Annotated in this window: 18 protein-coding genes; 17 read left to right on the plus strand and 1 reads right to left on the minus strand. The window is 35.4% G+C overall.

What is annotated here, in order from left to right; genetic code table 11:
- The first annotated feature begins 135 nt into the window (after positions 1-135).
- Both GCWU000282_RS00985 and GCWU000282_RS00990 read left to right on the plus strand, forming a co-directional pair.
- Positions 136-1566, plus strand: a complete 1431-nt coding sequence (locus GCWU000282_RS00985; RefSeq protein WP_023353105.1) for an MBOAT family O-acyltransferase — start codon at positions 136-138, stop codon at positions 1564-1566.
- Positions 1567-1586: 20 nt separating this feature from the next.
- The gene (locus GCWU000282_RS00990; RefSeq protein ID WP_023353106.1) at positions 1587-3056 is read left to right on the plus strand and encodes a DHHW family protein; all 1470 of its coding nucleotides are present in this window, start codon (positions 1587-1589) and stop codon (positions 3054-3056) included.
- Here the strand turns inward: GCWU000282_RS00990 and GCWU000282_RS00995 are convergent.
- The gene (locus GCWU000282_RS00995; RefSeq protein WP_023353107.1) at positions 3049-3966 is read right to left on the minus strand and encodes an Abi family protein; all 918 of its coding nucleotides are present in this window, start codon (positions 3964-3966) and stop codon (positions 3049-3051) included. The genes GCWU000282_RS00990 and GCWU000282_RS00995 overlap by 8 nt on opposite strands.
- A 401-nt stretch (positions 3967-4367) precedes the next feature.
- Between GCWU000282_RS00995 and GCWU000282_RS01000 the strand changes: the two genes are divergently transcribed.
- The 15 genes from GCWU000282_RS01000 to GCWU000282_RS01070 all read left to right on the plus strand — a co-directional run bounded on the left by GCWU000282_RS01000 (position 4368) and on the right by GCWU000282_RS01070 (position 22897).
- Entirely contained in the window at positions 4368-4691 is a 324-nt protein-coding gene (locus GCWU000282_RS01000; RefSeq protein ID WP_035038937.1) for a type II toxin-antitoxin system Phd/YefM family antitoxin, read from the plus strand.
- Positions 4688-5008 carry a type II toxin-antitoxin system RelE family toxin gene (locus tag GCWU000282_RS01005; protein ID WP_023353109.1) on the plus strand — a complete coding sequence of 107 codons (321 nt, stop codon included), beginning with the start codon at positions 4688-4690 and terminating at the stop codon, positions 5006-5008. The genes GCWU000282_RS01000 and GCWU000282_RS01005 overlap by 4 nt, the downstream gene beginning before the upstream one ends.
- Positions 5009-5078: 70 nt before the next feature.
- Positions 5079-5759: a response regulator transcription factor gene (locus tag GCWU000282_RS01010; protein ID WP_023353110.1), complete on the plus strand. Its 681-nt coding sequence runs from the start codon at positions 5079-5081 to the stop codon at positions 5757-5759.
- 48 nt (positions 5760-5807) lie between these two features.
- Positions 5808-6716 (plus strand): sensor histidine kinase, encoded by a 909-nt coding sequence (locus GCWU000282_RS01015; protein ID WP_023353111.1) that lies wholly within the window; start codon positions 5808-5810, stop codon positions 6714-6716.
- Positions 6717-6901: 185 nt separating this feature from the next.
- Positions 6902-7672 (plus strand): ABC transporter ATP-binding protein, encoded by a 771-nt coding sequence (locus GCWU000282_RS01020; protein WP_035038941.1) that lies wholly within the window; start codon positions 6902-6904, stop codon positions 7670-7672.
- Between the two features lie 68 nt (positions 7673-7740).
- Positions 7741-9717, plus strand: a complete 1977-nt coding sequence (locus tag GCWU000282_RS01025; RefSeq protein WP_023353113.1) for an FtsX-like permease family protein — start codon at positions 7741-7743, stop codon at positions 9715-9717.
- Positions 9718-10037: 320 nt separating this feature from the next.
- Positions 10038-11705: a DUF4091 domain-containing protein gene (locus GCWU000282_RS01030; RefSeq protein WP_023353114.1), complete on the plus strand. Its 1668-nt coding sequence runs from the start codon at positions 10038-10040 to the stop codon at positions 11703-11705.
- Positions 11706-11979: 274 nt separating this feature from the next.
- A complete protein-coding gene (locus GCWU000282_RS01035; RefSeq protein ID WP_023353115.1) occupies positions 11980-12912 on the plus strand; it encodes a metallophosphoesterase family protein in 933 nt (310 codons plus the stop codon).
- A gap of 3 nt (positions 12913-12915) precedes the next feature.
- Positions 12916-13692, plus strand: a complete 777-nt coding sequence (locus GCWU000282_RS01040; RefSeq protein ID WP_023353116.1) for an endonuclease/exonuclease/phosphatase family protein — start codon at positions 12916-12918, stop codon at positions 13690-13692.
- Positions 13689-14624 (plus strand): ABC transporter permease, encoded by a 936-nt coding sequence (locus GCWU000282_RS01045; protein ID WP_023353117.1) that lies wholly within the window; start codon positions 13689-13691, stop codon positions 14622-14624. Before GCWU000282_RS01040 ends, GCWU000282_RS01045 begins: the two co-directional genes overlap by 4 nt.
- A gap of 39 nt (positions 14625-14663) precedes the next feature.
- Entirely contained in the window at positions 14664-16463 is a 1800-nt protein-coding gene (locus tag GCWU000282_RS01050) for an extracellular solute-binding protein (RefSeq protein ID WP_023353118.1), read from the plus strand.
- 34 nt (positions 16464-16497) lie between these two features.
- The gene (locus GCWU000282_RS01055) at positions 16498-17430 is read left to right on the plus strand and encodes a carbohydrate ABC transporter permease (RefSeq protein ID WP_023353119.1); all 933 of its coding nucleotides are present in this window, start codon (positions 16498-16500) and stop codon (positions 17428-17430) included.
- A gap of 65 nt (positions 17431-17495) precedes the next feature.
- Entirely contained in the window at positions 17496-18422 is a 927-nt protein-coding gene (locus tag GCWU000282_RS01060; RefSeq protein ID WP_023353120.1) for a carbohydrate kinase family protein, read from the plus strand.
- Positions 18423-18425: 3 nt separating this feature from the next.
- Entirely contained in the window at positions 18426-19790 is a 1365-nt protein-coding gene (locus tag GCWU000282_RS01065) for a family 4 glycosyl hydrolase (RefSeq protein ID WP_023353121.1), read from the plus strand.
- A gap of 11 nt (positions 19791-19801) precedes the next feature.
- The gene (locus tag GCWU000282_RS01070) at positions 19802-22897 is read left to right on the plus strand and encodes an alpha-mannosidase (protein ID WP_023353122.1); all 3096 of its coding nucleotides are present in this window, start codon (positions 19802-19804) and stop codon (positions 22895-22897) included.
- Positions 22898-22987: the final 90 nt, after the last annotated feature.

Consider the following 22987-nt stretch of genomic DNA (forward strand, 5'->3'; position numbering starts at 1 on the left):
TAATGGAAGTCACTATAATTTTATCTGTATTTTTATAGTGACTTCTTTGCAGTATGTTATAGATTATATTTATAGATTATGTATATTTGCTGTTTGTAGCTATGATGTCACTTTATGATATTTTAAGGAGTCTGTATGTCGCTTTCGAGCTTATTTTTTATACTTTGTTTTTTACCTATTGTAGCAATAATATATTTTCTTACTCCGGTAGCAGGGTATAAGAATCGTTTGCTGATATTTTTCTCACTGTTATTCTATTCCTTCGGCGGTGTGGGATATCTTGTTTTACTTATGGTAATGACAGCCATAGGATGGTTTGCGGGCTTAAAGATAGAAGCTGCAAACGATAAAGCCGCTAAGAAGCGGTGGCTGGTTTCCTCTGTTGTTATCTTTGTTTTGGTACTAGGGATATTTAAGTATACGAACTTCCTTGTGGGAACAGTTACCGGATTTGCCGGAATAGAGTGGAAACCTTTGTCTATTGCACTTCCGATAGGTATATCATTTTATACTTTTAAGCTGATTTCCTATGTGGCAGATGTGTACATGGAAAAATATGCGGCTGAGGAGTATTATTGGGTGATGCTGTTATATACCTCTGTTTTTCCGCAGGCTTTGCAGGGACCGATTGAAAGATTTTCAGATATTAAAGCTGAGATTTATAACAGAGAAACCAAGGTGTCTGATGTATCAGAAGGAATTTATCGTTTTTGTATAGGTCTTGCTAAAAAGACTGTACTTGCCGACCATATAGGAGAGCTTGCGGCTACACTTTCACCTGTAAGTGAAGCTGTTTCGGGAGCTACTACCTTAGCGGTATGGCTGGGCTCTCTTTGCTATGCTATGCAGCTTTATCTTGATTTTTCTGCTTATACGGACATGGCTATAGGAGTAGGCCGTATTTTTGGCTTTCATTTTCCTGAGAATTTCAACTATCCTTATGCCGCAACCTCTGTAAAAGACTTTTGGCGCAGATGGCATATAACCTTAAGCAGTTTCTTTAGGGATTATGTGTATATACCTTTAGGCGGCAACAGAGTGGGACTGCTTAAAACAAGTTTTAATTTACTTGTAGTATGGATACTTACCGGACTTTGGCATGGAGCAAGCTGGAACTTTGTACTTTGGGGCTTGTTTTATCTGCCTTTTATAGTTATTGAAAACTGGTGGAAAAAGAAAAAATTACCGGTACTTCCAAGATTTTTCAGGCATATCCTTGCAATATTTATATTAAATTTCGGATGGCTGCTGTTCAGATACAGTGATGTAAATCAGTTTTTTGATGTGATTTCCGTCTATCTTGGAATCAAGAATAACGGCTTTACCGTATCTACAGTTAATATCAATATACAGAATAATATTTTTCTGCTGATTGTCTGTGTGCTTGCCTGCACTCCGCTGTTTTCCGTAATTGACAAAAAGCTGACAGAAAAGTCCGAACAAGGTACTGTGAACGTCGGATTGCTTCATAGTATTAAAATTCTTATCTGTATAGCTTTACTTGGCTTGTCATTAATTGCTATGGCAGGAAACAGTTTTACACCATTTTTGTATAATCAGTTTTAAAGCTTTGGAAGGGAGTTTGTATGAACGAAAATAAAGCTAATAAATGGCATAAAATTAGAATAACAGTTATGTCTGTAATCATTATGGCACTTATGATAACGGGTTTTTTGCTTTTCTTAAGACCTACCGAATCTGACCTTGAGAAAAGAAAACTGGCTGTCTTCCCTACTCCTACACTTGCTACCGTACTTGACGGAAGCTTTTTCACTGATATTTCAAAATGGTATGCAGACACTTATCCTCTGAGAGAGCAGATGATTGCATTTCAGTCAAATACCGAAGAACTGTATGGGATAAGAGATACCGTAATCTATGGTGATACAGGACAGACTGCCGATGATATTCCTGAGGAAGACGGTGAAGCTGCCCCTATTATTTCGGATATAGCCATTGAAGATGAAGACTTAGATAATTCTTCAAAAATTAATGAAAATGATTCTTTAACCGATGGTAATAATGATAGTGCTTCATCCGCAGCTATTGCAACCAATCCTGCAAGTGAAGCCTCTGTTCAGGCAGAAAATAAAGATACGGCTTCTTCATCAGATGTAGCTGATGAGGAAGAAAAGCCTGCTAAAGATGGTACGGTCAAGGTTCAGCCTGAGGTTGCAGGAACTGTATATATAGCGGAAAACAGAGGATTTACACTGTATTATTTCTATAAAAAAGGAGCTGACTTATATGCTTCCATGTTAAATACAGTGGCTAAAAAGGTAGGAAATATTGCTACTATTTACGATATAATCGTACCGAACAGCTTTGGTGTAAATCTGGATGAAGACATACAAAAAAGTATGAATACTTCAAATCAGGGTGAGGCTATAAATTATATTTATAAGAAGCTGAGTAAATCAATAAAAACCATAGAAACCTATAGTCAGCTAAGAAGTCATAACTCAGAGTATCTTTATTTTAAGACTGACCACCATTGGACTGCGCTCGGAGCATACTATGTGTACAGAAGCTTCTGCGAAACCAAGGGGATTACTCCCCATGAATTGAGTGATTACAAGAAAAAGGAATTTCCTGATTTCTTAGGTTCATTTTATGCTTACAGCAACCAGTCCAAGGCTCTTAAAAAGAATCCTGATACAGTGGAGGCTTATATACCTATAGCCACAAACAAAGAGAAGATTACTCCTCGTGAAGGCAAGCCTTATCAGTATGATATAATCAGTGATGCAAGCAAATTCTCGTCAGCTAATAAGTATCTTGCTTTTATCGGCGGAGACCAGCCTTTAATTGAAATAAATAATCCTAATCTAAAAGATGACAGTGCCTGCATAATAATAAAGGAGTCTTACGGCAATGCCTTTGTGCCTTTCCTTGTAGACCATTATCAATATGTATACGTAGTGGATTACAGGCATTACACCGGAAATGTAACTAAGCTTGCAGGTAAGCACACTGATACTGATATAGTTTTCTTAAATAATACCGCAGCTACAAGTGTAGAAAAGTCAAAACAGATGTTGGGGATATTTAAGTAGTAGGTAGTTGAAAGTGGTCTTCCCAATCATCCGGAAAATTCATACTATATATATCATAAATGCCTGAATATTTACCAAGAAGTTGTTTAAAACTATAAATAAAGTTATCCCAAGATTCTTTGGTCGGACTAAGATATTTCATTGAGAGCATAATTTGATATAGTCCGCAAAAGCGTGGCTGTGGCCTTATAATATCAGAATATATAAGTTGCGGTCTTACACTTATGCTCCGATTGTATATTCGGCTATTATGAGCACAAATATTTCTCATTACGGAAGCTGCCTGAAGCCATGACGTAAACATGTCTTTAGATGGGATAATCTCATTTCCGGCATTACTTTTGAATTTATAATTTTGTACTAATATGGAAAACATACTTTTATTTCCGGTTTTTAGGTTCTTAATTATTTTTGATATAGTGCCAAAAGACATTATTTCGACTGTTGCCCAAATGGGGATTGCCCCATCATAGTTGTTAAAATTGTGTTCTATAAAAATATCGTTAGAACGATTGATTTCAGATGCAATATTGGTATAATTTTTCCAATACAAATTTTTATCTTTGAAAAATGATGGATCATTTAAAATTAATGCATCTTGTGTAATTTGAAATGAATTAACCAAACGAGTTCTTAAAGCAATTTCTATTTGGGTTAAATAGCTGAAAATGAGATGTGATAATTCAGAGTCAAAATAATATAGCTTCAAAACATCAGAAAAGGTAGTGTTTTTAACATATTTTTTAATTGAAGAGTCAAATTTATGAAAACTATAACCTTTTAGCCTATAATACCCGATTGTGGTCAATGCTGTTCTTGCTTCACTCAGTGAAGTTATTACCATTCCTGAGTCAATGAGCTTTTGTATTAATTGTTCAACTGATAAAAATTTTTTCGGATATTGATACATTTAGATTACCTCTTAGTATAGAAAGTCCCACCGGGTTGCGCATTTTTACACAAGTAAAACTAAGCGTGGTGGGTTCTGTTGCTAATATTATATTATTGATTACTATATTTGTCAATGACTGTTCTGATTATTATATAACACAGGAGATATAGGAGATATAAGGAGATATAGGATAAATAATGAAAATACTTATAGTAGAAGATAAACTAATAGAAGTTAAGTAACTACTCAGCCTTCTCCCACTCGCAGTCACTATGTCATGCTCATGTGTCATATCTCAACATATTTATTATAGGGCTGAATAGTTACAAATCTAATCAATTTGTTGTTAAACATATTGTATTTTTTTAATGTATATTGTAATATATAAATATAATATTTTAATTTTAGGGAGGTACAATATGGCACTTGTAGCGAATGTATTAAATAACTTAATCCCTGTTTCTAATTTTAATAAAGGTCAGGCATCAAAAATATTTGACAGGCTCAGTGTAGAGAAAGAATTGATTGTTTTAAAAAATAACCAACCATCTGCAGTTATATTATCAACAGATGAGTATTTAAGACTTACTGAAATAGAGGAAGAATATTTTTTGCTTTTAGAAGCAAACAAAAGAATTGAAAGTAATACTTCTAAAAAAACTATATCAATGAGTGAAATTATGTCAAATTTAGGAATAACAGATGCTGAACTTTTAGAAAGTGAGGATGTTGATATAGAATGATATGGAGGATAGAATTCATAAAAGAAGCTGAAGAGGATTTAAAACATTTAGATCATTCTATACAAATACAGGTTTTAAAAGGAATAAATAAGGTAAGCAAGAATCCTCTGCCGGTAAGTGAGGGAGGATACGGCAAGCCGCTTGGACATAAATTAGGAATTAATCTTACAAATTTAATGAAAATAAAGTTTAAAAATATTGGAATAAGAGTTGTATATAAAATAGAAATTACTGAAAGTGTTATGAAAATTATTGTAATTTCGGCAAGAATAGATGAACAGGTGTATAAAGAAGCTGCTAAAAGAAAAAATAAGTAAGTTCGAAATTTCCGATGTTTTACGAATAATTTAGGGTAAACTCAGCAGATTATCTTGGGGATATTAAATAATGAAAATACTTATAGTAGAAGATGATAATGACATTGCTGAAATCCTTGCAGGTGAGCTTTCTGTCTGGGGGTATGATATAGTCTGCGTAAAGGATTTTAACAATGTATTGGATGAGTTTAAGGCTGAAAAGCCCGAACTTGTGCTTATGGATATAATTCTGCCTTATTTTAACGGTTTTTACTGGTGTCAGAAAATCAGGGAAATCTCAAAGGTTCCGCTTATGTTTATTTCCTCAAAAAGCGAAGATATTGACATAGTTCAGGCTATGCAGTTTGGCGGAGATGATTATATAGTTAAGCCGATAAATATTCAGATAGTAAGGGCTAAAATTGTTGCCCTCCTTAGAAGAAGTTATGATTTTGCAGAAGAAACTGATTATTTAGCCTTTGGAAATATAAAACTTTTGCTTTCGGCTGCAAAGCTTGAGTTTATGGGAAAGGCTGCAGAGCTTACCAGAACCGAGCTTATGATACTTGAAACTCTTTTTAAGGATAAGGGAGCTGTATCAAAGCGTGATAAAATAATGGATAAATGCTGGCAGGAAGAGAATTTTATAGATGATAATACCCTTGCAGTAAATATGACAAGGCTACGTAAAAAACTGGCTGAGATAGGACTGGATGGCTTTATACAGACCAAAAAAGGGATAGGATATTTTTTGAATAATAAGTTGTCTTAAGATAAAATGTAAAGTATAAACAAAGAAGTTTTGATTATAGGTTAAGATATGATAAATACAATTAAAAAATTTATTCTGACTAAACTGCCCGAATTTATAATCTTTTTTGCCTTGATTTTGCTGTTTAGACTGATTTTTGCTTTAGGGAGTTTAGAACTTTCATTTTATAAAATCGGCTTTGAGATAGCTGTATTCGGCTTTGTTATTTACCTGATAATTGCCTTTTTCTCTTATAAAGAAGAGCTTTCCATAAAAGCAGAAAATGAGAGGCTTTTGGAAGAAAATAAAAGACTTCATATGAGTATAATTTCCGGCAGGAGGGAGCTTAAAGATTATTTTTCGCTTTGGGTACATCAGGTTAAAACACCCATAACTGCTGCCAAACTTATACTTGATAACAATGTGGATGACAGGGAAACAAAGGTTAAAGCTCAGATTATGTACATAGAGCAATACTGCGATATGGCAATAAATTATCTCAAGTTGATGAATACCGAAACCGATATGGATATAGCAGAATTAAACTTAGATGAGATAATCAAATCAATTCTTAAAAAATACTCTACTATTTTTATATTAAACCGTATTACGCTAAATTATGAACCTATATTAGAAACAGTGGTTTCAGATGCAATGTGGCTCAGCATTATGATAGAGCAGTTTGTTTCAAATGCCTTAAAATATACTAAAAAAGGAAGTGTGACTATAAGTTATGACAAGGAAAACTCTGTTCTTTATATCAGGGACACAGGTATGGGTATACGCTCAGAGGATATACCTAAGATATTCGACAGAGGATATTCCGGCTTAAATGGCAGAATGAATGAGAAGTCAAGCGGTTTGGGACTTTTCCTTGCAAAAGAAATAGGAAAGAGGTTATCGGTAGAAATAACGGTTAATTCAGAAGTCGGAAAAGGAAGTGAGTTCGGACTTCATTTCAATCTTTCAAAATTGTAAGATTAACTCCCCATTTTGTAAGTTAAAATAAATGCAGAAATAAGGCTTGTATGGTATCTTATGTAAAGTAAGGTACATACAGGCTTATTTTTATTAACTAAGAAATCTCTGCAAAGGATGTACAGCCTGTGATAAAGAAGTTTTCCTTACAGCACGTCTATATTTTAACAAAGGAGAAAAATACAGTGACTATATTAAATCTTGAAAATGTAAAAAAGGTATATAAGACTAAAAGTGTAATAACAGAAGCACTTACAGAAATTAATTTTTCAGCCTCAGAAGGTGAATTTGTTTCCATTATGGGCGAGTCAGGCAGCGGTAAAACAACCCTGCTTAACATAATAGCAACTCTTGATAAGGCTACTTCAGGAAATGTCTTTATTAAGGATAAAAACATAGGTCTGTTAAAAGACAGTGAAATAGCAAGTTTCAGAAGAAATGAACTTGGATTTGTATTTCAGGATTTTAATCTTTTAGACCAGTTTTCAAATAAAGATAATATCTTCCTTCCACTTGTGCTTTCAGGTGTAAGTCCGAGTGAAATGGAGGCTAAGCTGGATAAAATTAAGGATATTTTAGGAATTGCAGCCATTCTTGATAAGTTTCCTTATGAAATATCGGGTGGACAGAAACAGAGAATTGCAATAGCAAGGGCTGTTATAGTTAATCCGAGTATTTTACTTGCTGATGAGCCGACAGGAGCTCTTGACTCTGCTTCTACCGAAATGATTCTTAATTTATTTAGGAAAATCAATGAAACAGGTCAGACTATACTTATGGTAACACATTCTTTAAGAGCTGCAGCTTTTGCAAAGCGTGTAATTTTCATAAAAGACGGTGTAGTATATCATGAGCTTTACAAGGGCGATAAAGAAAGCCTTGAGGAATTTACGGAAAGAATCAATAATTCCCAGAAACAGCTTTTTACATCAAATTATTCACGAAACATCAAGTAAACACATAATAAAAATAGTCTATGGCCTAAAATGGGAAAGAATAATTTGATGATTAAGGAGATAAAGTAATGAATCTAAAACTTGCGGGCGGCTTTGCAATAAAGAACTTAAAAGCCAACAGATATCTTGAAATACCGTTTATTCTTGCTACAGGTACAATGTTAATTTTGTTTAATATAATGGCTTCACTTATACAAAATGAATATGTACTTACAAGGCATAAAACACTGCCTACTTTTATAAGTATGGGTACCGGAGTGGCATTTATATTTACATTTATATTTGTGGTTTATGCAAACAGATTTCTTATAAAACGCAGAAATAAGGAGTTTGCTCTGTATGGCATACTGGGACTTGAAAAGAAACATATCAGAAAAATCATTTTAATTGAACATATTATTAATTACAGCTTAATTGCGGTAATAGCAATCTCAGGCGGATACGTGTTTGGTAAGCTTGCCTTTATGGGGCTTAACAGCCTGATGAAGGATACAGCAGTAAAAATAATGGACTATCCGTTTTCAACTCAGGCTACGGCTATCACACTTGTCTATGTACTTTTCCTGTTTGTGTTTGTATATCTGCTTAATGCTTTATCAATTAAAAATGCTTCCCCTGTGGAGCTTTTAGGCAGGGAACACAGCGGAGAGGGAGAACCAAAGAACAGGCTTGTGCTTTTATTGATTGGCTTAGCTTTTTTAGTAGTCGGGTATTATATTGCATTAACAATAAACGGAATACTTAAAAGCCTTTTAGCATTTTTTATTGCAGTTGTCCTGGTAATAATTGCTACCTATATTCTTTTCATGACTTTTTCAATATTTATGCTTAAAATACAAAAGAAAAATAAGAATTTTTATTACAAGGCTAAAAATTTTCTTTCAGTTTCAGGTATGATATACAGAATGAAAAGCAGTGCTGTAGGTATAGCCTCTATAGCCATTCTTAGTACAGGTGTAATTGTTACTCTTGCAACCACACTTTCCATATATGGAAGCATTGAAGCTGTGGTGACTTCAACAATACCAAGGGAATATAAGATAAGTAATGTTGCGATAAATGTAACCATTGATAATTATAAAGATGAGCAGAAGAAGCTTATGGATATCATAGCAAAGGCTGCCGGCGGAGAGAAAAATATAGTAAATTCTTTTTCCGAACTGAGTGGTATGATATATGCCTTACAAAAAGGTAGTGAACTTTTACCTCTGTTAGGTGACAATGCTAATGATTATCACCCTGTACCGGCAATACTTTCTACAATAGAAGCTTATAACTCAGAATTTAACCAAAATGTGAAGCTGGCTGATGATGAAGTAATCATTTCCTCTAACAGTAGCAGCCTGCCTATAGAAAGTACTATAAATTTAGGAGGGAAAAATTATAAAACAAGGATGGTGGAAGGACTTGTTCCGGGGAATTTCGCTATAGAAATTTATAAAATTATACTTCCTAATACAAGTACAATGGATGAACTCACAAAATTTTATCTGATGGATAAAAATGATGAGAAAGGCAATTTCCCTGCACCATTATACATAACTGCACACTTTGATTTAACTACAGATAAGGCAAACTTTGAAAAAGCATTTTTTGCACTTGGTGAAGGTAAATATGAATTGGCTGAAATTTCAGATATAAGAAAAAGCTCTTATGAATTTAACGGTGGTTTTCTTTTCTTAGGAATTATTGTAGGTATTATTTTCCTTTCAGGCACTATGCTGATTACATATTATAAGCAGGTAAGTGAGGGCAGTGAGGACAGGGAAAAGTATCAGATTATGAAAAAAGTGGGACTTCCTGATGAACTTATAAAGAAAACTACTGCTTCACAGGTAGTATGGATGTTCTTTCTTCCGTTAGCTGTAGCTGCCATACATTCCATTGTTTCTTCAAAGATAATTTTTCAGCTTCTGGGTATGTTCGGAGTAAGGACTTTTATGGATTATGGAAGTAATCTTTTGATTGTAGGCGGTGTATTTGCAGTGGTTTATTTTGTTAATTTTAAGATTACTTCTAATGTTTATTATAAGCAGGTGAGGTAGGATGCTGTAGTGAGTTTTTGAAAAATATCATAATTTCTAACTTACGGCTTGATTATGATGTTAAACAAGATGTTTCGTGAATAATTCGGGTTAAATATTATTGAAGATGGCAGGCAGTAAATCAGATTAGGTTTACTGCCTGTTTCCATATTTACCACTTGTATTTATTCAAACTCTAAAATATAATGATACAAGCGTTAAAGGTATAAAAATTTGATGTAGGCTTGCTTGCAAAATAATTTATTACCTTTTAACACGAAAACAATATGACAGTGAAGAACAGGGTTCTGATAGATTATATATGATGTATTGGAGGCATAATGGAAACAACAGACAGCATATCTGAATTATTATGGCTTAGCTCTATGGCTAAGGTTTTTGCAGACGAAGAGCCAAAGGAAAGTATAGAAGATTCCGAGCTTTCTTTCTTTGTAAATGAGGTGTACAGTTTTCAGCTTGGATTAAAGTCGAAAGCAGACGGCGACAATGATTTTGCGGATATTGAGATTTCAGGAAGTCTTGCTCCTTTTACAAAGGTAAGAGAAGTAATTTCCGTACCCGTAAAATTTGCAGCTAAATTCAAGGATGAAGGTGAATATTTAAGAAAGGCACCGGGGCTTTATCCCGATTTACTCAGAGAACTTACCGATAATAAGCTTAGACTTACAAACGGCTACCGGCAGTCACTTCATTTCACTGTTGACTTAAGAGAGGCGGATAAAACCCGATTTAATTTGGGTAAAAATAATCTTATTGTGAAAATTAAGACTGATGAAGCTGAGTATAAAAAGGAAATTGTACTTGAACTTCTGAAAGAAGAGCTTCCAAAACTTGATATTTATCATACAGAGTGGTTTCATCCTGACTGTCTTGCGGATTATTATAAGGTGGAAAGCCTTAGTGAAAGACATTGGGAAATAATTGAGAATTTCATTAAGCATTATGCTAAATCGGGTATGAATACTATTCTTGTGCCAACCTTCACACTTCCGCTTGATACAGAAATAGGCGGAGAGAGAACTACAGTTCAACTTGTGGATATGGATAAAAATGGTACTGACTACAAATTTAATTTTGATAAAGTTAAAAGATTTATAGATATTTGTCTCAGAAACGGTATTGAATACTTTGAAATTGCTCATTTATTTACTCAATGGGGAGCAAATGCAGCACCCAAGATTATGGCTAATGAAGCCGGAGAACTTAAGAAAATTTTTGGCTGGGAAACTGATTCTGAAGGAGAAGAATACATAGGCTTTTTAGGTCAGTACATCCCTGCGCTCATAGTAAAACTTGAAGAATGGGGGCTTAAGGGAAAAGTATTTTTTCACTTATCAGATGAGCCTGATGATAACTGTATAGAAAAGTACAGTAGTCTGAAAAATAAAATTACTTCATTTTTAGGTGATTATCCTATACTTGATGCAGTTTCAAGATTCAGCTTTGCAGAAAGAGGAATAGTTGACAGACCTGTACCTGCAAACAGCCACCTTACTCCGTTTTTAGAAAATAAAATCCCCGGCCTGTGGACGTATTACTGCTGTGCACAGGGAAATAAGGTTTCCAACAGATTTATGTCGATGCCGTCAGCCCGTACAAGAGTACTTGGAGTATTGCTGTATTATTTTGACATAAAGGGATTTTTACATTGGGGTTACAATTTTTATAATACTCAATATTCTCTAAAGAAAATAAATCCGTATGAGGTTACAGATGCGGGCGGAATTTTTCAGGCAGGCGATCCTTTTCTTGTATATCCGGGAGAAGACGGCAAACCGGAAGATTCTCTGAGAATGATATCTATGCTTGAAGCTATGCAGGATTTTAGGGCTTTGAAAAAAATGGAGACCTTATCAGGGAGAGAAGAAGTTATATCTTTAATAGAAGAACTTGCAGGAGGTAAGCTTACAATGGAAGATTACCCTACTGATTTTAATTTTATCGAGGAATTAAGAAGAAAAATAAATCTAAAAATCAGCAGGGAATAATGAAAGATTTACAGGTAATACTTAGAGTGTTGCCTGTTTTTTTATGCAATAGAAAATTTCTCCGCAGTTCCATATTCATAAAAAAAACTCCGAACTAAATAAAATTATGTATTTTAGAAATAAAGTATAAATTTTTCCACTCTAAATAATAAAAAAGTCCATTGTCTGAAATCAATAATTTTCTTAAACTATAATTGAATACCGATTGTTCGCGAAACATCCTGTGAATAATTTGGATTAAGTTTTATATCAATTAAAATGCAGGGAGGATAATATGGACTCCGATTTAAGATTTAATGAAGACGGTAATATAAAAATAATGCAGCTTACTGACTTACATTACACTAATGATGATGAGGCTGACCATAAAACAGTTGCTCTTATGAGACAGGCTCTGAAAGATGAAAAACCGGATTTTGTTATAGTTACCGGAGATATGGTTTACGGTGAACATAATCTTGAGTTTTTGCCTAAAGTATTTGCTCCCCTCATAGAAAGTGGATGTCCCTGGTCTTTTGTATTCGGAAATCATGATTCTGAATGGGGACATAGCAGGACAGAACTTCTGGAAGCCGGAATGAAGATGAAGGGCTGTATGGCTTCACATGATTCTTCCTCAATTGACGGTGTAGGTAACCATATAATTGAAATTAAAGATAAGAATAATAAGACTAAATGGGCTGTTTTCGCCATAGATTCAGGGGATTATAACCCTATGGAACAAGTAGGCGGCTATGCCTGTGTTACCCGAAACCAGATTAACTGGTATCAGAATAAAATTTATGAACTTAAAGACAAATACGGAGATTTTTCCGCACTTGCCTTTCAGCATATAGCTGTTCCTGAACACTTAGATGTATTTAAGTATGAAAAATGTTATGGAATAAAGCGTGAAGGCTGCGGATGTCCAAGAGTAAACTCCGGTTTATTCTATGCCATGCTTGAAGCCGGACATACAAAGGGGCTTTTTGTGGGACATGACCATGCAAACGATTATTACGGTAATTTGTTCGGAATTACCCTTGGCTATGGGCGTGCCGGAGGCTATGGTACTTATGGCGCTCCTGATCATATGAAGGGAGCAAGAATTTTTATATTGAATGAAAACAATACAGAAAGTTTTGAAACCTATGTATACCTTGAAAATGGGGATGTTATAAAAGAACCTTGGGGATATGTGCCGCTTTGCAGAAGGGATGAGGGGTAAGTTATGGGAGATATTAAACTTGTTACCTTTAATATTCGCTGCGATTATGAACAGGATGGTATCAATAACTTTGCTTTCAGAAAACCTCTGATTGTTGATAAAGTTAACAGTACGCAACCTGATATAATCTGCTTTCAGGAAGTGCTGCCACATGTTGCTGTCTGGCTTAAGGCTACATTTACTGATTACTATATTGTAGGTTGCGGAAGAAGTGAAGATTTTGCTGATGAACAGGAAGCAATAGCATTTAAGAAAGACAGATTTAATCTGGTTAATATGTCTACTTTCTGGATGTCGGAAACTCCTTATATTCCCGGCAGCAGGTACAAAAAACAGAGTACTTGTCCAAGAGTAACTACTGAAGTAGTGCTGTATGATATTGCAGAAAAGAATATGTTCAGGTTATTAAACACTCATTTGGATCATGAAGGCAGTGAAGCAAGGCTTTTGGGACTTAATCAGTTACTTAAAAAGATAGATGAAGAAATAATATTTCCTGATATACCCGTAATTATAGCTGGGGATTTTAATGCCGAACCCGATTCGCCTGAAATGCAGGCTGTAATTACTTCAGAAAAATATTATGACCTGACTGCCGGTATAGACTTTACTTTCCATGATTACGGAAAAACTAAGGAAAAAATTGATTATATTTTTGTCAGTAGGAACATTACCTGTAAAAAAACAGAAAAATGGGATGATGTTAAAAACGGGGTATATATATCCGACCACTATCCTATACAGGTGGATATTAGCATTAATAATGGGGGGATTACATGAAGAACACGGCTGTTAAAAAGAATAAAAAAAGTCTTGGAAGCAGGATGCTTCAATACTGGCCACTGTATGTTATGCTTCTTCCTGCAATTATTTACTATATTTTAATCTGCTATGTACCTATGGCAGGAAATATACTTGCATTTAAGGAATATTCGTTCAAAAAAGGTATATGGGGAAGCGATTTTGTAGGACTTAGATACTTCGAAGCATTTTTTAAAAGCTATGACTGTATAAGGCTTATTAAAAATACGCTGACAGTCGGCTTTATTAAATGTATCCTTGAATTTCCTTTTGCAATTATACTTGCGCTTCTCTTAAATGAACTTAAAAATATGAAATTTAAGAAGGTAAGCCAGACGATTACTTATTTGCCGCATTTTTTATCAAGCGTAATCATAGTTACTATGATTCAGAGGCTTCTTGCACCGAATAACGGAGTAATAAATCAGATTATTGCAGGACTCGGAGGAGAGGGAGACACCTTCTTTCTTATGGAAGCAAAATATTTTCTGGGAATTCTTTTTTCTATGGATTTGTGGAGAAATATAGGCTGGGATTCCATCATCTATTTAGCCGCAATAAGCAGCGTGGATACGTCTTTGTACGAAGCTGCGCAGATGGATGGCTGCGGTAAATTAAAAAGGATGTGGCATATAACACTTCCGGGAATAAGAGGTACTATAGGTTTACTTTTCATTATGGGTGTAGGCGGACTTCTTTCATCCGGATTTGAACAGATATACCTGCTTAGGACACCCGGAAATATGCAGCTTGCAGACACTCTTGATACCTATGTGGTAAGAGTGGGCTTACAAGGAGGACAATTTGGATATGCCACAGCCATAGGACTTATTCAAGGCTTGGTTGGATTGGTACTTGTTGTCATTACCAACAAAATCTGTAAGAAGCTTACAGAAGTCAGTCTTTGGTAATGGCTTAATAATACACAAAAAAGAAAGGGGTAGTAGTTTATGAAAACCAAAAATCTAAGAAGAATGCTTTCTCTTATGTTAGTAGGAGGTATGGCAATCAGCATGCTCGGTGCCTGTAGCAAACCTGAGGCTGATAAGGGAGAAAAAGCATCAAAAGTACAAAGTTCTGCTTCTTCAGGTAAAACTTCGGTAGCAAGCAATACCGTTCCTGACGGAAAGCCTGCAACCTGGATAGCGGACAGAACCATCAACATTCAGGCATATGTGGATGATATCGGTTATAGTTTACCAAAGGATTTTAACAATACGCCGGTTATGCAGGAAATTACAAAGCGTACCGGAATAAAGTTAAATGTACAATATACTCCGGGCGACAGTGATTCCAAGGTACTGGCTTCACAGCTTGCGGCAGGAACTATACCTGATGTGATCATTTCCTATCTTGACGACTCCACAAGACCTGAGTTCCCTCTCCTGTTAAAAGCAGCTAAAGAAGGAATGTTTGCAGACGTTGCACCAATGATGAAAAATTCTCAGGTATACAAAAAATATTATGAAGACGGATTTCTTCCAAGAGACAGTTACAAGAACATAGTATTCAGAGAAGAATTCGGTGATGCTGTTTATCTGCTTCCTATGAAGATTGAAGAGGTAGATCGTTCAGCAGAATATATTCCTGAAGATGCTTATCTTGGCGGACCTTATATTCAGAAGAAAATAGTGGATAAGTTAGGAATTGACCCTACATCTGTCAGAACATCTGAGGATTTTTATAACCTGCTTGTGAAGATTAAAAAGGGCGGTTTTAAAGATGATAACGGAAATGACGTATGGCCTTTGGGACCTAAGTATTGGGGCGGTTCTTATGATTCACTTGCCTTCAATATAGGAGAGTTAAATTGGGGAGTAAGCGGTAAGGGCTCTCTTGGCGGATATAATATCGATAAAAAAGACGGTAAAATTAAACATGAAGCTGAAACAGAATATGTATTTGACAAAATTAACTTTGTTAGAAAGCTCATCAAAGAAGGACTTATGAATCCTGAGTATTTTACAATGGATCAGACAAGAGCGGAAGAAGTAAGTAAGAGTCATAATTCAGCCATAATAGCAGATGTACACAACTATGAAAATATAATATATCAGTCAAATGACTGGGTTCCTCTCGGACCTCTTAACAATGTATCGGGTGATAACAAGGGTGTTGTTTCCGGCAAGGGACAGCGTGGTTGCTGGGCTATTTCTTCTCAGGCTGAAAATCCTGAAGAAATATTCAAATTCTTTGATTATTTATCCACAACTGAAGGACAGTTACTTGCAGAATACGGTGTAGAAGGACTTTCATATACCTTAAAAGACGGAAAGCCGGTTATAACCGAAGAGGTTTCCAAAAAGTTGAATGACGGAGATATAGATTGGCTTATAAACAGCGTTGGTGCTGCTTTTGGCGGTACTGCCAATTATTTCTTCGAGTTCATGCTTACTAACGTAAATCATATTGATAATTTCGGTGAATCAAGACCGGGTTCGGGAAGCGGCTCAGCTTTCAAGAGAAGTGTAGAAATAGCAAAAGAGTTTCCTAGAGAATACAGGGTTGTTCCGGGTCTTAAGGCAACTGCATATTTAACTTCTCCGGGACTTGAAGATATTAAGGCTCAGATGGATTTACTTAACTATCAGGATACACTTATTCAGGCATTTTTCGCTAAAGATGATAATGAAGTTAAGTCAATAATTGAATCTTTCAGAAATCAGCTTCAGGCAGCCGGAAATGAACAGTTTAAGGCAAAATTGGAAGAGATTTACAAAGAAGATAATCAGGCAATTCAGTTCTATTAAAGATTAAGTTTCAGTAAAAGGAGCAGGTATAGTTATGAAAGCAGCTGATAGAATAATTGTTTCAAAGACAAATAAAATAAAACAGAGTTTAGGTGATAAAATAATCCAAAGTTTTATCATTCTTATAATACTTGCACTCTGCCTTGTTATTATTTTGCCTTGTATAAATGTACTTGCTCTTTCCTTTAATGACGGTGCAGATGCAGCTAAAGGCGGTGTATACTTCTTTCCGAGAATATTTACTCTTGAAAATTTCAAACAGGTTTTTAGTGACGGAAGTATAATGAAAGCCTACAAGTACACTATAATGAGAGTGGTTATAGGAACTTTTCTTACTCTTTGTGTAACCTCACTGGCTGCTTTTGCACTTAAAGAAAAAAATCTTCCGGGAGTAAAGCTTATTACCATACTGATAACATTTACAATGCTTTTTGGCGGAGGAATGATTCCTACCTATGTACAATACAAGAATCTTAATCTGCTCAACAATTTTTGGGTATATGTAATACCGAGCCTTGTAAGTGTGACATACCTGCTTATGATGAGGGCTTATTTTGAAGGTATTCCGTCCAGTCTTGAAGAATCGGCTAAACTTGATGGCTGTGGTTACTTCGGTATATATTTCAGAATAATACTTCCGCTTTCAAAACCTGTAATTGCGGTTATAGGTTTGTATACAGCGGTAAATCACTGGAATGACTGGTTTTCGGGTGCATTTTATATGACAAGCAGTGAAAAATGGCCTGTTCAGACTGTATTACAGCAGATGTTGGCCAGAGCTATGTCAGCGGCTCAAAAAGATATAACCAGTGTGGCACAGGCTCTTATTCAGGGTGCAAACACAGTAACTTCCGACTCACTTAAGATGGCGGCTGTAGTTATAACAACAGTACCAATCTTGCTTATTTATCCGTTTGTACAAAAATATTTTGCAAGCGGTATAATGATAGGTGCGGTAAAAGGCTGATTCAGAGAAACATAAAGGGCTGTCTGATATATTAGGCAGCCCATATTGAATATAAGGGTATTATTATGAAAAAATGGGATATTTATGTTTATGGTGATGTAAATATTGATGCAATTATAAAGGAAGCAGATAAAATACCGCCACCCGGTCAGGAATGGGAAGTGGATACAATAAAAACCTGTATAGGCGGGGGAGCGGCGCTGTTTGCCCTGGGAATCGGTAAATTAGGGTTAAAAACCGTATTCAAGGGGAGTGTAGGTAGTGATTTATATGGAGAATATATTAAAGATACTTTTAACAAACTTGGCATAGATACTTCGCTTATTACTACTGAAGAAGATAAAAATACAGGTGTATCTTTAAGTTTTACAAATAAAAACGACAGATCTTTCCTTACTTATAGAGGAACTAACGATACTATTGATATCAGGAATATCAGGCTTGAGGAAGTGAAACTTGCAAAACATATACATATAACCGGATATATGGGAAGCAAAAATCATGATGATTATTATAATTTAATAAGAAAAATTAAAGAAAATACTGACACAACCATCTCCCTTGATGTAGGATGGGATGAAACACAAGAATGGAATACTTCGATATACGATATTTTCCCTTATCTTGATGTTCTTTTTATGAATGAAACCGAGGCATTACACTATAGCAGAAAGCAGGATATTGAAGAAGCTGCCAAAGATTTTTCAAAATATGCTAAAACTGTAGTATTAAAACTTGGAGCAAAGGGAGCATTGGCTGTGGAAATCGACAATTTATATATTGAAAAGGGATTTGCGGTAAATGTAATTGATACAACAGGCGCGGGTGATTCCTTCAATGCCGGATTTATCTACGGCTATCTGGTAAGCAGGGATATAAATACAGCATTAAGATACGGAAATGGCTGCGGTGCTCTTTCTTGTACCGGACTTGGCGGTAATACAGCCTTTCCTGACATAAAATTATTAAAAGAGTTTACAGAAAAGAGGTAATATATGAAAATTACAGTAATTGGGGGTGCGGGGGTAAGAACCGTTATCTTTATAAACGGCCTACTAAAAAGATATAAAGCATTGCATATAGAAGAGGTTGTGTTATATGATATAGATTATAAAAAGCTTGAAACAATAGAATCACTCTGCAAACAAGTTATCTTACGTGAAGGTAAAGACTTAAAACTCTCTGTATACGAAGATATAATAGACGCAATTACAGGTGCAGACTATATTGTTACCACTCTCAGAGTAGGCGGAGATCATTCAAGGGTTATAGATGAGACTGTGGCTTTAAATGATGGTGTGATAGGGCAGGAGACTACAGGTGTAGGCGGATTTTCTATGGCTGTAAGAACTATCCCTGTACTTCTTGATTACTGTAAACTCATTAAAGAGTACGCCCCAAACGCTGTTATATTTAATTTTACCAATCCGTCAGGTCTTGTAACACAGGCACTTAAAAATGCAGGTTATAAAAATGTAATCGGTATCTGTGATGCACCAAGCAGTTGTAAATTCAGAATGGCTGCAAAACTTGGCGTAGACGAAAAAGACCTCTATGTAGAATTTTACGGTCTTAATCACCTCTCATGGATTAGAAGTGTAAAAAGCAATGGAAAAGAAATTTTACAGGAATTGTTACAGGATGATAAGTTCTTAAATGATGTGGAAGAATTTAAAATGTTTGATAAGGCTTTGTTAAAAGATATAGGGTTGTTACCTAATGAGTATTTATATTATTATTATCATAGGGAGAAAGCCCTTGATAATATGCTTAAGTCTGATGCTGCCAGAGGAAAAAGCATTGAAAAGATAAATACAGACATGATGAAAGAACTTGAAGGAATGAATCCGGATACTCAGGCAGAAGAAATGTTGCAGACATTTTTATATTATATGCAGCTTAGGGAAAATTCTTATATGTCTGCCGAAACCGGCAGTGAAAACAGACCTATGTCCCCAAAAGGCAGTCTTGAAGTTCCTGACGGAATGGGGTATGCCGGAGTAATGCTTGACTGCATAGAAGGTTTACAGTCAGATGAAGGAAGATACCTTGTACTTTCGGTTGAGAACAATGGAAGTATTCCTGAACTTAAAGATGATGATGTGATTGAAATTACCTGTAAAGTTTCTAAAAATGGAATTGAGCCTGTAAAAATTACGGATGTACCTGAGGATTGTATGATTCTTATAAGGCTGATTAAAAACTATGAAAATCTGGTGGTAAAAGCTCTTTATGAAGATTCAAGAAGTCTTGCAATAAGAGCACTTATGCAACATCCTCTGATAAGTTCTTATTCGCTGGCAAAGAAGCTGATAGAAGACTATGAAACCGCTTATAATAAAAAACTTTTTAATAATTAAAGGAGGAGCTTATGCCATTTGACTTTAAACATGAAGAAAGAATTTACAATCTCCTTGAAGAAATAAGGGATAACAGATATAAGAATCTTATTCCTATAGAAGAATTTGACTGGTATGAAGATGATGGTGAGATAGGAAACAGAGAGCCTGTAGGTACTCCTGTTAAGGTCGGAGTTGGATTTAGTTCAAAAGGTTATGATAAATATAACTGGCTCTGTACAAAGATATCTATACCTGTAACTATGGGAGAAGAGAATGTCTTAGCCATTTTTGATTTTGGCGTACCTATGGAAACGGGAAATACCAGTAATTTTGAAAGCCTTTTGTATGTAAATGGTAAACCTTATCAGGGCGTAGACGGTAATCATAAGGAAGTATTCTTCAATCTGAAAGAAACAGGAAGAGAGTTAGACTTAAAATTCAGGCTCTGGTCGGGGTTAAGCGGAGGCGGAAGACCGAAGCATATGACCATGACCATAGAAAGGGCTGAGTTTGGTATACTTGATACTGCTGCTGATGATTTTTATTATCTTGCAATGACGGCTTTGCAGACACAGAATCTCCTTGAGGCAAATAATGAGTATAAACCATATATACTTAACCAACTGGTAGAGGCCTTCAGGCTGATTGATTTTACCTGTACCGGAAGCGAAAACTATTTTAAGAGTTTAAAAACCGCCCTTGATTATCTGAGAGAAAAATTTACCGGTCAGGGAAAACCTGACGTACATGTAACCATGTTGGGGCATACGCATATTGATGTAGCCTGGCTTTGGAGAGTTAAACATAGCAGGGAAAAATCAGCTCGTTCTTTTTCTACCGTAAACAGACTTATGGAAAAGTATCCTGAATATGTTTTCATACAGACACAGCCTCAGCTTTACGATTATATTAAAGAAGATTACCCTGATATATACGAACATATACAAAGAAGAGTAGAAGAGGGCAGATGGGAGCCATCCGGTGCTATGTGGGTGGAATGTGACTGTAATTTAACATCCGGCGAATCTATAATAAGACAGATTTTAGTCGGCAAAAATTTCTTTAAGAAGGAATTTGATTTCGACAGTGAATTTTTATGGCTTCCGGATGTATTCGGGTATTCCTGGGCATTGCCGCAGATTCTTAAAAAATCAGGTGTTAATACCTTTATGACTACCAAAATAAGCTGGAATGATACCAACAGGCTTCCTTACGATACCTTTATCTGGCGCGGAATGGACGGAAGTGAAATTACCACACACTTTATAACCACTACCGAACTAAACGATACTTCTTATACCTATAATGGTGACAGCAAACCTTTTGCAATAAAAGGTGTATGGGATAATTACAGGAATAAAGACTTAAACAGAGATTTGATTATTTCATACGGCTGGGGAGACGGTGGTGGCGGACCTACCAGAGAAATGATAAAATATATAGAGGCAGCAAAACTTATGCCTGGACTTCCAAAGGTAGATACAGGCAGAGCTACGGAATATTTCAGAAAACTTAATAATACTGTTAAAGAAAATCCGTATAATGGTTATATTCCTGTCTGGGATGGTGAGCTCTATCTGGAATTTCACAGAGGAACTTATACTTCTCAAGGCTATAATAAAAAAATGAACCGTTTTATGGAGTATAAACTAAGAGAACAGGAGATGCTTTCAGTATTTGCGGAAAAGTTATGTTCAGTAACTTATAATAGAGAAGAGTTGCTTAAGGCTTGGAAGATAGTACTTTGTGAGCAATTTCATGATATACTTCCGGGTTCATCCATTCACGAAGTTTATGAAGACAGCCATCTTGAATATGAAAGAGCCCTTTCTTACATTGACAATGTAAAGGAAACTTCAACTTCCGCATTTGTAACAAATAAAAACAATGTATTTACACTGTTTAATCAGGCAAACTGGGAAAGAGATACTATAGTTAAAATACCTGCAGGTGATACAAGTTACGAATATAAGGACAGTAATGGCAACATTCTTCCTTGTCATAAGTCAGGAGAGAATGACCTGGTTTATGCCAATAAACTTAAGCCTGTTTCATTTACTGTAATTAGCAGAAATGTTATAGATAATAAAGCAAGTCAGGAAGTTTTTACCGAAGACAGTATAGAAACACCATTTTATATAGTTGCTTGGGATAAGCAAGGAAGACTTGTAAGATTATATGATAAATCAGCAGAGCGTGAAGTTATTCCTGAAGGAAAATCTGCCAATGTTTTTCAGATTTTTGAAGATAAGCCACGTTGCTTTGATGCCTGGGAGCTTGAGTCAACGATTGACCTTAAAAAAGAAGAAATATTCTGTGACGGCAATATTATAAAAACTAAAAATGAACTTGGTTATTTTGTTCATTTCACTTATAATTATAATGATTCAAAGATTATACAGACTATGTGCCTCTATAATCACAAGAGAAGAATTGACTTTAAGACAGTTGTAGAATGGAAAGAACGCCAAAAAATTCTTAAAACAGCTTTTTCAGTAGATATCAGAGGTGTATTTGCAAGATATGATATACAGGAAGGTAATATAGTAAGGCCTATTACAAGGAATACCTCGTGGGAAGCTGCCAAGTTTGAAGTAGTTGCTCACAAATGGGCTGAACTGTCTGAAACAGGATATGGAGTAGCTCTTCTTAACGACTGTAAATACGGTTATGATATAAAAGAAGATACAATAAGGTTATCCCTGTTAAAGTCCGCTACCGATCCTGACTACAATGCTGACTATGGTACACATGAATTTACTTACAGTCTGTATCCGCATAAAGAGGAATGGTACGAATCAGGACTTCAGGAAGAAGCTTTTGACTTAAACTCTCCTGTAACTGTATTTGAGGGGGAGACAGGTTTCAGTGATAACAGCCTTATAAGTTTTGATAAGCCTAATATAGTAGTGGATGCACTTAAAAAAGCTGAAAATGAAGAAGCTTTTATACTTCGTTTCCATGAATTTACAGGCAGAAGAAATGAAATAAACATTGATACTAAGTTAAATTTTAACAGCTGGTGTGAGGCTGACCTTATGGAAAATCCTATTGAAGCTTGGAAAACTCTGCCTGTTAAAGTCAAGGTGAAACCTTATGAAATTAAGACGATAATGTTTAAATAATCAATAACCTCAAATAATTTATCCCAATTTATTCGCTAAACATCTTGCGAAATATTGTAATCAGGCAGCAGGCTAAAATTACGATATTTT

This window comes from Catonella morbi ATCC 51271 (genome assembly GCF_000160035.2).
In the GTDB taxonomy this organism is placed as follows: domain Bacteria; phylum Bacillota; class Clostridia; order Lachnospirales; family Lachnospiraceae; genus Catonella; species Catonella morbi.